The 11,338-nt window shown below is 60.5% G+C and carries 12 protein-coding genes and 1 pseudogene; 4 read left to right on the top strand and 9 right to left on the bottom strand.

Annotated elements, in window-relative coordinates; genetic code table 11:
- The first annotated feature begins 74 nt into the window (after nt 1-74).
- Nucleotides 75-593, top strand: coding sequence for an acyloxyacyl hydrolase (locus AB4O40_RS12795; protein WP_056726268.1), 519 nt, complete (start codon nt 75-77; stop codon nt 591-593).
- A 65-nt stretch (nt 594-658) separates the two neighbouring features.
- Here the strand turns inward: AB4O40_RS12795 and AB4O40_RS12790 are convergent, their stop codons facing one another.
- The 7 genes and pseudogenes from AB4O40_RS12790 to AB4O40_RS12760 all read right to left on the bottom strand — a co-directional run bounded on the left by AB4O40_RS12790 (nt 659) and on the right by AB4O40_RS12760 (nt 6,449).
- On the bottom strand, nt 659-964 hold the full coding sequence (locus tag AB4O40_RS12790; RefSeq protein ID WP_056726267.1) for a YkgJ family cysteine cluster protein: 306 nt from the start codon (nt 962-964) through the stop codon (nt 659-661).
- 99 nt (nt 965-1,063) lie between these two features.
- Nucleotides 1,064-1,846, bottom strand: coding sequence for an SDR family NAD(P)-dependent oxidoreductase (locus tag AB4O40_RS12785; RefSeq protein WP_056726266.1), 783 nt, complete (start codon nt 1,844-1,846; stop codon nt 1,064-1,066).
- Nucleotides 1,843-1,941, bottom strand: a pseudogene (locus AB4O40_RS12780) (nuclear transport factor 2 family protein); the annotation flags it as partial. The gene AB4O40_RS12785 and the pseudogene AB4O40_RS12780, both read right to left, overlap by 4 nt.
- A 2-nt stretch (nt 1,942-1,943) precedes the next feature.
- A complete protein-coding gene (phrB, locus tag AB4O40_RS12775; RefSeq protein WP_056726334.1) occupies nt 1,944-3,386 on the bottom strand; it encodes a deoxyribodipyrimidine photo-lyase in 1,443 nt (480 codons plus the stop codon).
- 21 nt (nt 3,387-3,407) lie between these two features.
- Entirely contained in the window at nt 3,408-4,349 is a 942-nt protein-coding gene (locus AB4O40_RS12770) for a MerR family transcriptional regulator (RefSeq protein ID WP_056726265.1), read from the bottom strand.
- Nucleotides 4,349-5,308 carry a YbgA family protein gene (locus AB4O40_RS12765; RefSeq protein WP_460054284.1) on the bottom strand — a complete coding sequence of 320 codons (960 nt, stop codon included), beginning with the start codon at nt 5,306-5,308 and terminating at the stop codon, nt 4,349-4,351. The genes AB4O40_RS12770 and AB4O40_RS12765 overlap by 1 nt, the downstream gene beginning before the upstream one ends.
- A gap of 154 nt (nt 5,309-5,462) precedes the next feature.
- Nucleotides 5,463-6,449, bottom strand: a complete 987-nt coding sequence (locus AB4O40_RS12760; protein ID WP_460054286.1) for an NAD(P)/FAD-dependent oxidoreductase — start codon at nt 6,447-6,449, stop codon at nt 5,463-5,465.
- A 196-nt stretch (nt 6,450-6,645) separates the two neighbouring features.
- Between AB4O40_RS12760 and AB4O40_RS12755 the strand changes: the two genes are divergently transcribed.
- On the top strand, nt 6,646-7,548 hold the full coding sequence (locus AB4O40_RS12755) for a TIGR01777 family oxidoreductase (protein WP_056726262.1): 903 nt from the start codon (nt 6,646-6,648) through the stop codon (nt 7,546-7,548).
- A 13-nt stretch (nt 7,549-7,561) separates the two neighbouring features.
- On the top strand, nt 7,562-8,584 hold the full coding sequence (gene hemH, locus AB4O40_RS12750; RefSeq protein ID WP_056726261.1) for a ferrochelatase: 1,023 nt from the start codon (nt 7,562-7,564) through the stop codon (nt 8,582-8,584).
- Between the two features lie 105 nt (nt 8,585-8,689).
- On the opposite strand, the gene AB4O40_RS12745 is transcribed toward hemH, so the two are convergent.
- Together AB4O40_RS12745 and upp are read right to left on the bottom strand one after the other, a co-directional pair.
- Nucleotides 8,690-9,964: a uracil-xanthine permease family protein gene (locus AB4O40_RS12745; RefSeq protein WP_046041878.1), complete on the bottom strand. Its 1,275-nt coding sequence runs from the start codon at nt 9,962-9,964 to the stop codon at nt 8,690-8,692.
- Nucleotides 9,965-9,966: 2 nt separating this feature from the next.
- Nucleotides 9,967-10,605, bottom strand: coding sequence for a uracil phosphoribosyltransferase (upp, locus tag AB4O40_RS12740; RefSeq protein WP_056726260.1), 639 nt, complete (start codon nt 10,603-10,605; stop codon nt 9,967-9,969).
- Between the two features lie 174 nt (nt 10,606-10,779).
- Between upp and AB4O40_RS12735 the strand changes: the two genes are divergently transcribed.
- Nucleotides 10,780-11,337, top strand: coding sequence for a hypoxanthine-guanine phosphoribosyltransferase (locus AB4O40_RS12735; protein ID WP_008045996.1), 558 nt, complete (start codon nt 10,780-10,782; stop codon nt 11,335-11,337).
- Nucleotide 11,338: the final 1 nt, after the last annotated feature.

Here is an 11,338-nt window from a genome sequence, read left to right as displayed (position 1 = left end):
CGCTGACTTCTATAGTTTTGCAGGGCTTGGCAACAAAAAAACCATACGAAATCGTTCGCAAAAGGAAGTTTCAAGTGAAGCGACTATTCTGCTTGGCCGCGATTGCGGCCGCACTTTTGGGGCACACTTTTACCGCGCAGGCGGCAGGTGTGGAGTTTGCCGTGGGGCAAACCGGCGAGTCGACCATGACCTATCGATTGGGGATGCAATTCGATTGGGACCAGAGCTGGTGTCAGAGTGACGTGGGTCGTCTGACCGGTTATTGGGACGGCGCCTACACCTATTGGGAAGGTGACAAGACATCCAGTAACCACAGCCTGTCGTTCTCGCCCGTGCTTGTTTATGAATTTTCCGGCCAGAACGTCAAACCCTACATCGAGTTTGGGGTTGGCGTGGCAGCCTTTGCCAGCACCGAAGTCGAAAACAACGATCTGGGCAGCGCCTTCCAGTTTGAAGACCGCTTTGGTTTCGGTTTGCGCTTTGCCGGCGGGCATGAAGTCGGGGTCCGCGCGACGCACTATTCCAATGCCGGGATCACCACTCCGAACGATGGTGTAGAAAGTTACGCATTGCATTACACGATGCCGTTGTAAGGCGCAACGCTGTACTAAATGTGGGAGCGGGCTTGCTCCCACATTGGTATTGGGACAACTTCAAACTAGCGATACGCCGTCGAAATCCCCTGGCGCTCTTCGATGCACTCCGGTGCGCCCATCTCGAACTCCCGGCAGATCAGCGGGCGTTTTTCGTAGATGGTGCACATCATCGTGTTGCGATCCAGCGCGGCACACCAGCCGTCATCCAGGCGCAGCATCACTTCCCCACCCCAGTCATCGGTATCGATGAACCGTTCAGGCACGCCCGTATCGGTGATCAGCATGACTTCGAGCTGGCAGCAGCAGGCCGCGCAGGTCGAGCAGGTGACTGCGGGTTCCGCGATTTGCGTATGGGGGATGGTTTTCATGGTGCGCAGTGTAAGGCAGTCACCGGGTGCTGTGTGAAAGGTCGGACGGACGCTCAAGTATCGGAACGTCCGGGATACCGATGCCGATAATGGCGATTTTCAGGGTTGATCCTTGATCGGCGGCTGGCTGCGTATCATGCGCTTGCCGATTTCCAGTTTCACTTGGTCCGGCCGTTTGGCGAGTGGCCAGAGGGCGCCCATGAACGCCGCCGGGAAAGCGATTTCCAGCGGGCGGTCCTTGAGTTTTTCGAAGATGTGCCGCGCGGCTTTCTCCACCGGCCAGCTCAAAGCCATGGAGGAGTCGTTTTTCGCTGTCAGCGGCGTCTCGACAAACCCGGGGCTGATCACCGTGAGTTCTATGCCTTCCGGGGCCAGGTCGATGCGCAGTGACTCGAACAGGTAACGCAGCCCGGCCTTTGAGGTGCCGCAGGCTTCTGCCTTGGGCAGTGGCAGGTAAGTCACCGTGCTGGCCATGGCGATCATATGCGGTGCGGTACCGGCCCGCAGCAAAGGCAGGGCGGCCTCGATGCAATAACTGCTGGCCAACAGGTTGGTACGCACCACGTGCTCGACAATCGACGCATCGAACTGCTTGGCATCCACGTACTCGCAGGTACCGGCGTTGAGTATCACGGTGTCCAGCGAGCCCCAGTCTTCGGCAATCTGCTCGCCGATCTCGCGCACGGTCTGGCTGTTGGTCAGGTCTCCGGCGACCACCAGCACCTGCCCCGGGTAACGGAGCGACAAGTCTTTCAGTGGTGCCACGGTGCGCGAACTGACGGCCAGGTGCGCACCGGTTTTGAGGATTTCTTCGGCCAGGGCGGCACCAATGCCACTGCTGGCACCGGTCAGCCAGTATCGTCGTGCGAGCGTACGACTCATCCCAATCTCCTTTTCAGCCGGGCAATTGCCCGGCCCAATACGGGTAAATGTCCATCATGCAAAGCCCCGGCATCGAAGTCATCCCGGAGGCGATAATTCATGATCCAACGGCGGCATACTGCCGCAAGGGCAGGTTTTTGAATACCGTCAACGCACGCGTACGGGAAGCGCTCAAGTCGACGATCGGTGGGGGGTAATCCACAACACCGAAAAGGCCGCCGAGATTGGCGGGGTTGTGCACGTCCTTTTTGTTCAGCCCGGCCAGTTCCGGCAACCACTGCTTAATGAACACGCCTTCGGGGTCGAATTTTTCCGACTGGCTCAACGGGTTGAAAATCCGGAAGTAAGGCGCCGAGTCGGTGCCGGTGGACGAACTCCACTGCCAGCCACCATTGTTCGCCGCCAGGTCGCCGTCAATCAGGTGACGCATGAAAAAGCGTTCGCCTTCGCGCCAGTCGATCAGCAGGTTTTTGGTCAGGAACATCGCCACCACCATGCGCAGGCGGTTGTGCATCCAGCCGGTTGCCAGCAGTTGGCGCATGGCGGCGTCGATGATCGGCAAGCCGGTACGCGCCTGTTGCCAGGCGGCCAGTTCTTCTGGGGCGTTGCGCCAGGCCAGGGCTTCGGTTTCCGGACGAAACGCGCGGTGCCGGGAAACCCGTGGGTAACCCACCAGGATGTGTTTGTAAAACTCGCGCCACAGCAGTTCGTTGATCCAGGTGACGGCGCCGGTCTTGCCGCTTTCGAATTCACCTTGATTGCTGTTCAAGGCCGCGTGCAGGCATTGGCGTACAGAAATCACCCCGGCGGCGAGATAGGCCGAGAGCTGACTGGTACCGGGCTTCGCCGGGAAATCCCGTTCGCTTTGATAGTGCTCGATCTGTGCATCGCTAAAGCTGTCGAGGCGATGCCGGGCTGCGGCTTCTCCCGCCGGCCACAGGTTGCGCAGGTTAGCAGCAGGTGTTGCGAAACCGTCGATCCTCAAGGGGATCGCATCGCTGGCAATGTTCAGCGGCGCTTGTTTGTGCGGCGCCCCTACCAGGCTGGGCAGCGAGTGGTGCAGGCGCTCGTAGCAGACTTTGCGGAACTGGCTGAAGACCTGGAAGTAAGTGCCGGTGCGGGTCAGCACGCTCCCGGGCCTGAACAGCAATTGATCGAGGTAGCGGTGAACTTCGATGCCTTCGGCCTGTAGCGTCCGGGCGACCGCTGCATCGCGACGGGACTCGTGGATGCCGTATTCCTCGTTGAGGTGCAACGCGTCGACCTGCCACTCTCGGCACAGGTTCAGCAATACGCTGGGCACGTCATCCCAGCGGGGAGCCTGGCGGATCAGCAGGGGAATGTTCAGTTGACCCAGCTCGCGGCTCATTTCGCGCAGGTTACGCAGCCAGAAGTCCACTTTGCAGGGCGCATCATCGTGTACCAGCCATTGTTCCGGACTCAGCAGATACACCGCCACGCACGGGCCGCGAGCCGCGGCGGCCGAGAGGGCGGTGTTGTCATGCAGGCGCAAGTCGCTGCGCAGCCAGATCAATTGCATTTTGTTATCCACGGGATCCATTTAAATCAGTCCTCGCTGAACGAGTGCCTGATGTGCCGACAACGGATCTTCGGCCAGGTACAAATCAGCGATCTCGGCAGTACTTGCAGACAACTCGGCGTGGTGGATGCATACCGTTGGTCCGGCAATCATTTTTGGGCAACTGACGCCTTTGAAAAGTTTCGGCAGTTGCGCCGGATTCAGGGCTTTGCTTGAGTACAGCAGAACCCCGCGGGGTTGCAGAAGTTCGACTGCCAGTGCCAGTTCGCCGACAGGCAGCGGCCAGTCGAAGACCTCCACCGGGCAATCCGCACTGCTGACCAGCCAAGCCGTGAGCCACAGGTGCGGTTCCATGGGCAGGTCCGAATGGTTGACCAGCAGCAACGGCGCGGTGCGCAACTGACGGTTGTTATGGTAGATGCGCGCACCGAACTTGCTGCGCAGCCAGGCACAAAAAAAGCCCCGCTCCATCTGCGCCCCGAACTGGCCTTGCCAGCGTTGCTCCAGAGCGGCCAGCAAGGGCATCAGCAATTGCTCGCACAGGGTTCGCGGCGGATACAGCGCCATCGCCTGATTGACGCTGTCGTCCAGGGCACGCTCCTGCAATCGGCTGACCGCCAGCAGTAACGTTTGCAGCAAGGCGTGCCAATCGTTGTCGACGGACTCGCTGAAGGCTTGAGGCGTGTCGAGCAATGGCTTGACCTGGCTGACGGCAACGCCACGGTTGAGCCAGGTGAGGATGGTCTGGATGCGTTGTACGTGGTCGGCCGAGAACAACCGATGGCCCTTGGGCGTGCGCAGCGGCACGATCAGACCATAGCGCCGCTCCCAGGCGCGCAAGGTCACGGCATTGACCCCGGTTTGCCGCGCCACTTCACGGATCGGCAGCCAGCCTTCGTCCAGCGCCTTTTTAAAGTCATCGCCGAGGTCTTCGCGGGCGCTGGTGTCGAGTCCTTTTTTCATCAGATGGCGTTTCGCAGGCTGAGGTTTTCCGGGTGCGGTTGCAGGTAAACCTGCTGTGCGATGTACGGATCGGGGTGTTGGCGAAAGTGATGCTTGAGCAGCGTCAGCGGCACCACCAGCGGCACGATGCCCAGGCGGTACTGGCTGATCACGTGCTGCACTTCCTGCTTGTCTTCGCCGCTGATGGCCTGTTTCAGGTAGCCGCTGAGGTGTTGCAGGACGTTGGTGTGAGTACGGCGGGTGGCGCATTTTTTCAGCGCCGCCATCAGTTCGCTGAAATAGCGGGGGCCCAGTTCATGCGGATCGGTTTTGCCCATGTTGCCCAGCAGGTGGCCCAGGGTTTTGTACTGCACCGGGTTGTGGGCCATCAGCAGGTATTTGTAGCGCGAGTGAAAGTCCGTGAGACCACGCCGAGTCATGCCCTCCTGGCGCAGTTGCTGCCAGGCGCTGTAGGCGAACACCCGGGTAAGGAAGTTTTCCCGTAGCACCGGATCGTTGAGCCGACCGTCTTCCTCCACCGGCAAGTCCGGGTGCCGCAGGCAGAAGGCCCGGGCATAGATCCCGCGCCCGTCTCTGTCCGCCCGCGCGCCGTTGGCGTGGTAGACCTTGACCCGCTCCAGCCCGCAGGACGGGGAATTTTGCATGAAAATATAGCCGCAGATATCCCCCAACTGCGCTGCCATGTCCCGGCCGTAGGTGTCCAGTGGTTGCGTCACGTTAAGCTTGTGATCGAGGGTGCCCACGGCTTCGGGTTGATCCGCGCTGCCCACCAGTCGAATCGGTTGGCGCGGTACACCCAGGCCGATGGCCACTTCCGGGCAGACCGGGATGAAATCGAAGTAGTCAGTGAGGGTGCGGCTGCACAGCCGCGACTCTTTGTGCCCGCCGTTGTAGCGCACATCAAGGCCCATCAGGCAGGCGCTGATGGCGATTTTCGGTTTGGCGGGGGAGTGGAGCATCGGAGCACCTCGAATCTGAACCTGTACAAACATTCGCGTCTGTACAAGATAACTTCATCATAGATTCGAAGTTATACAAGTCAAATTTTTTGTATAGGTTTTTGGCGGGCTGCTGTCCAAGGCGACAGCAGCGATTTGCTCGGATCGATGCCCTTTACTGCAGGTGCTCATGCAGGCGGCGGGCGGCTTCCTGACCGCTGAGCCAGGCTCCTTCGACGCGTCCGGACAGGCACCAGTCGCCACAGGCATACAGCCCCAGGTCGGCATCGGCCAGGGTACCCCATTCGTGACTGCTGGCGGGGCGGGCGTAGAGCCAGCGGTGGGCGAGGCTGAAGCTCGGCGCGGGCATGGAGTCGTGCAGCAGTTCGGCGAAGGCGCCGTGCAACTGCTCGATCACCGCTTCCTTGGACAGGTCGATGTGCTGGCGACTCCAGGCGCTGGTGGCGTGCAGCACCCAGGTGTCGAGTGTGTTGTCGCGTCCGGGTTTGCTGCGGTTTCGGGCCAGCCAGTCGAGTGGGCTGTCCTGTACGAAGCAGCCTTCCATGGGCGTTTCCAGTGGCGTTTCGAAGGCCAGGGCGATGGCCCAGGTCGGGTCCATTTTCACCCCGGCGGCGGCCCCGGCCAGTTTCGGCGCCGATGCCAGCAAAGCTGTGGCCTGAGGGGCCGGCGTGGCGATGACCACGTGGCTGAACGGTCCGTGGGTGAAGCCTTCGGCGTCCTGCAGGTGCCAGTGTTCTTCACCGCGATAGACCTCGGTGATCCGGCAGGCGAAATGCACTTCCAGGTCACCGAGCAGCGCGCGGGTGATGGCGCTCATGCGGGGTGTGCCGACCCAGCGGGTCTGCTCGTCCGGCGACAGGTTGAGCTGGCCGCCATGGTAGGTATACAGCTGCGGCGTCCACTCGGCGACCCAGCCTTTGGCTTGCCAGCGCTGGACTTCGTTGACAAAACGCCGGTCGCGGGCAGTGAAATACTGCGCGCCCATGTCCAGGGCACCCGCATCGCTGCGCTTGCTCGACATGCGCCCGCCGCTGCCGCGGCTTTTATCGAATAGTTGAACCACGTACCCGAGGTCCGTCAGGGCCTGGGCGGCGGAGAGTCCGGCAATGCCGGTGCCGATGATTGCGACAGGTACAGTCATAGGGGCCTCGTTTACCTTTCTGTACAGACTACGCTGGGGTTCAAACCTGTACAATATTGTTTTTTGGTATAACTTTTAGCGTTCTCGATCTGACAGCTTGGCCTATTGTTAAACATAGAGCCTGCTCGATACCAAAGATCCCTGCTTATAAAAATAGACTAATGGACAAGGTAAAACGCCACGCGAGGAAGAAGTCATGCACATATTGCTGACCGGCGGTACTGGTTTGATAGGACGTCAGCTCTGCCGGCACTGGTTGGGCCAAGGTCATCGCCTGACAGTCTGGAGTCGCCAACCTGAAAATGTCGCGAAAATATGTGGTGCCCAAGTGCGTGGAATTGCCCGTTTGGAGGATCTCGGGCAGGAACCTGTCGATGGGATTATCAATCTTGCCGGTGCGCCGATTGCCGCCCGGCCCTGGACGCACAAACGCAAAGCCCTGTTGTGGAGCAGTCGCATCTCGCTGACCGAAACCCTGCTGGCCTGGCTGGAAAGCCGCGAACAGAAACCCCGGGTGCTGATCTCCGGTTCCGCTGTTGGTTGGTATGGCGATGGTGGCGAACGTGAGTTGACCGAAGAGTCGCCACCGGTCATCGATGATTTCGCCAGCCAGTTATGCATCGCCTGGGAAGAGACCGCACAGCGGGCTGAGGCGTTGGGCATTCGCGTCATCCTCATTCGAACCGGGTTGGTGCTGTCGGCGCAGGGCGGCTTTTTGTCGCGGCTGTTACTGCCGTTCAAACTGGGCCTGGGAGGGCCGATAGGCAACGGCCGGCAGTGGATGCCGTGGATTCATATCGACGATCAAATCGCCCTGATTGATTTTCTTCTGCATCGCAACGAGGCCAGCGGTCCCTATAATGCGTGCGCGCCCAAACCGGTGCGCAACCGCGAGTTTGCCGAGGCGCTGGGCAGCGTATTGCATCGCCCGACGTTCATGCCGATGCCGGCCTTCGTATTGAAGGTGGGGTTGGGCGAGTTGTCGCTGTTATTGCTGGGTGGCCAGCGCGCCACTCCGGTGCGTTTGTTACAGGCTGGTTTCACTTTTAAGTTCACGGATTTGCGCGCGGCTTTGGACGATCTGTCCAGTCGCCTTTGAAATAGGACGTTGCATGACCGATCACGCGTTGCTTCTGGTCAACCTGGGTTCACCTGCCTCCACCTCGGTGGCGGATGTGCGCAGCTACCTCAATCAATTTCTGATGGACCCGTACGTGATCGACCTGCCATGGCCGGTTCGACGGCTGTTGGTGTCGCTGATCCTGATCAAGCGTCCCGAGCAGTCGGCCCATGCCTATGCCTCGATCTGGTGGGACGAGGGCTCGCCGCTGGTGGTGCTCAGCCGTCGCCTGCAACAAGCGATGATCAGTCAATGGCAGCACGGTCCGGTCGAATTGGCGATGCGTTACGGCGAGCCGTCGATTGAATCGACGCTGGTGCGCCTGGTCGTGGCGGGACACAAGCGAATTACCCTGGCCCCGCTTTATCCACAGTTCGCCGACAGCACCACGACGACGGTCATCGAGGAGGCCAGGCGCGTGGTGCGCGAGAAAAATCTCGACGTGCAGTTGTCGGTGCTCCAGCCGTTCTACGACCAACCGGAATACCTCGATGCGTTGGTGGCCACGACCCGGCCCTATCTGGAGCAGGATTTCGATCACTTGCTGATGAGCTTTCACGGCTTGCCGGAACGGCATCTGAAGAAACTCAACCCCGGTCACTGCTTCGAGGGTGGCGGTGATTGCTGCGCCGGAGCGTCGCCGGCGGTGGTCGCCACCTGTTATCGCGCCCAGTGCCTGCGTACGGCGGCAGAGTTTGCCAAGCGCATGGGGTTGCCTGAGGGCAAGTGGTCGGTGTCGTTCCAGTCGCGCCTGGGACGCGCCAAATGGATTGAACCCTATACCGAGGCGCGCCTGGATGAGTTGGCCAAAAGCGGCGTGAAAAAGATTCTGGTGATGTGCCCGGCGTTCGTTGCCGATTGCATCGAGACCCTGGAAGAAATCGGTGATCGCGGCAAGGAACAATTCCGCGCAGCGGGGGGAGAGGACCTGGTGCTGGTGCCGTGCCTCAACGATGACCCGCATTGGGCTCGGGCGTTGAGTACATTGTGCGAGCGAGCGCCGTTGGCGCTTTAAAAGCTTCGCGAGCAAGCCCGCTCCCACAGGTGGAATGCATTCCAAATGTGGGAGCGGGCTTGCTCGCGAAGAGGGTCTTTCAGTCAGCGAAGAATCCGAACCTGCTTAGATCAGCGGCTCATCCGCTTTCTTGTGCTTCCAGCTGTCATTGCCCGGCAGGATCAGGTTCAAGCCAATCGCCACCACCGCGCACAGCGCGATGCCCTTGAGGCCGAAATCGTCCGGCCCGGTGCCGGTGCCGATCAGCACGCCGCCGATCCCGAAAACCAGGGTCACCGACACAATCACCAGATTGCGCGCCTCGCCCAGATCGATCTTGTGGCGGATCAGCGTGTTCATCCCCACCGCCGCGATCGAACCGAACAACAGGCACAGAATCCCGCCCATCACCGGTACCGGAATGCTTTGCAGCAGTGCGCCGAACTTGCCGATGAACGCCAGGCTGATGGCGAAGATCGCCGCCCAGGTCATGATTTTCGGGTTGTAGTTCTTGGTCAGCATCACCGCGCCGGTCACTTCGGCGTAGGTGGTGTTGGGCGGGCCGCCGAACAGACCGGCCGCCGTGGTGGCAATGCCATCGCCGAGCAGGGTGCGGTGCAGGCCGGGCTTCTTCAGGTAATCGCGACCGGTCACGCTACCCACGGCAATCACGCCGCCGATGTGTTCGATGGCCGGGGCCAGGGCCACGGGAACGATGAACAGAATCGCCTGCCAGTTGAACTCCGGCGCGGTGAAGTGCGGGATGGCGAACCAGGGTGCCGCCGCAATCTTCGCGGTATCGACCACACCGAAGTAGAACGCCATGCCAAAGCCCACCAGCACGCCGGAGATGATCGGCACCAGGCGGAAGATGCCCTTGCCGAATACCGCGACGATCAGTGTGGTCAGCAGTGCGGGCATCGAAATCATCATTGCCGTCTGGTAATGAATCAATTCACTGCCATCGCCGGCCTTGCCCATGGCCATGTTGGCGGCAATCGGCGCCATGGCCAGGCCGATCGAAATAATCACCGGACCGATTACCACCGGCGGCAGCAAGCGGTCGATGAAACCGGTGCCTTTGATCTTCACCGCGAGGCCGAGGAAGGTGTAGACGAAACCTGCCGCCATCACGCCGCCCATGGTCGCGGCCAGGCCGAACTGGCCCTTGGCGAGAATGATCGGGGTGATGAAGGCAAAGCTAGATGCCAGGAACACTGGCACCTGACGCCCGGTGACGATCTGGAACAGGATCGTCCCCAGGCCGGCCGTGAACAGCGCCACGTTCGGGTCGAGTCCGGTAATCAGCGGCATCAACACCAGGGCGCCGAAGGCCACGAACAGCATCTGTGCACCCGACAGCACCGTGCGCCAGAGCGGATCGTTGAACTCTTGCTGCATGGTCACGCGTCCTTCTGCTTGGTGCCGAAGATCTTGTCACCGGCATCGCCCAGTCCAGGGATGATGTAACCGTGCTCGTTCAGTTTCTGATCAATGGAAGCGGTGTAGATGATCACGTCCGGGTGAGCTTTCTCTACGGCGGCGATGCCTTCCGGGGCGGCAACCAGCACCATGGCGCGGATGTCGCGGCAGCCGGCCTTTTTCAGCAAGTCGATGGTGGCAACCATGGAGCTGCCGGTGGCGAGCATCGGGTCGATGATCATCGCCAGGCGTTCGTTGATTTCCGGAACCAGCTTTTCCAGGTAGGTGTGGGCCTGCAGGGTTTCTTCGTTGCGGGCAACGCCGACGGCGCTGACCTTGGCCCCCGGGATCAGGCTGAGCACGCCCTCAAGCATGCCGATGCCGGCACGCAGGATCGGCACGACAGTAATCTTCTTGCCGGCGATTTTCTCGACCGACACCGTGCCGCACCAGCCTTCGATATCGTAGGATTCCAGCGGCAGGTCTTTGGTGGCTTCATAGGTCAGCAAGGCGCCGACTTCCTGAGCGAGCTCACGGAAATTCTTGGTGCTGATGTCTGCGCGGCGCATCAGGCCAAGTTTATGACGGATCAGCGGGTGGCGGATCTCATGGATGGGCATGGGGAAAGGCTCCGGCGGCGGGCAAAAAAACCGGCCTAGATTAATCTATCCGAGGGTGTTGTCCTATAGACATACAGTACGTTAGTCCACAAACGCTTGATCTGGCCTCGCTTGATGCGTACCTTTGCCCGCTTTTCCGAATCCGTCCCTCCCCCCAAAACCTTGGAGAGCGCCATGTCCGCTGATCTCGAGCATATCCGTCAAATCATGCGAGAGGCTGACTGCCTGTACACCGAAGCTGAAGTCGAGGCGGCCATCGCCCGCGTCGGTGCACAAATCAACGATCAACTGGCGGACAGCAACCCGGTGGTGTTCTGCGTGATGAACGGCGGGCTGATTTTCTCCGGCAAGCTGCTGACCTACCTGCACTTCCCGCTGGAAGCGTCCTACCTGCACGCCACCCGCTATCGCAACGAAACCAGCGGCGGCGACCTGTTCTGGAAAGCCAAGCCGGAAGTTTCCTTCATCGACCGTGACGTGCTGATCATCGACGACATCCTCGACGAAGGTCACACCCTGGGCGCGATCATCGACTTCTGCAAACACGCCGGTGCCCGCAAAGTGCACACCGCCGTGCTGATCGACAAAGACCACGACCGCAAGGCCCGTCCGGACCTCAAGGCCGACTTCGTCGGCCTGCCGTGCATCGATCGCTACATCTTCGGTTACGGCATGGACTACAAAGGCTACTGGCGTAACGCCAACGGGATTTTCGCCGTTAAAGGAATGTAAG

Source organism: Pseudomonas sp. S2_F07, from assembly GCF_054668325.1.
The sequence above is the reverse complement of the archived record's forward strand: the minus strand, read 5'-3'. Positions and strand labels throughout refer to the sequence as shown.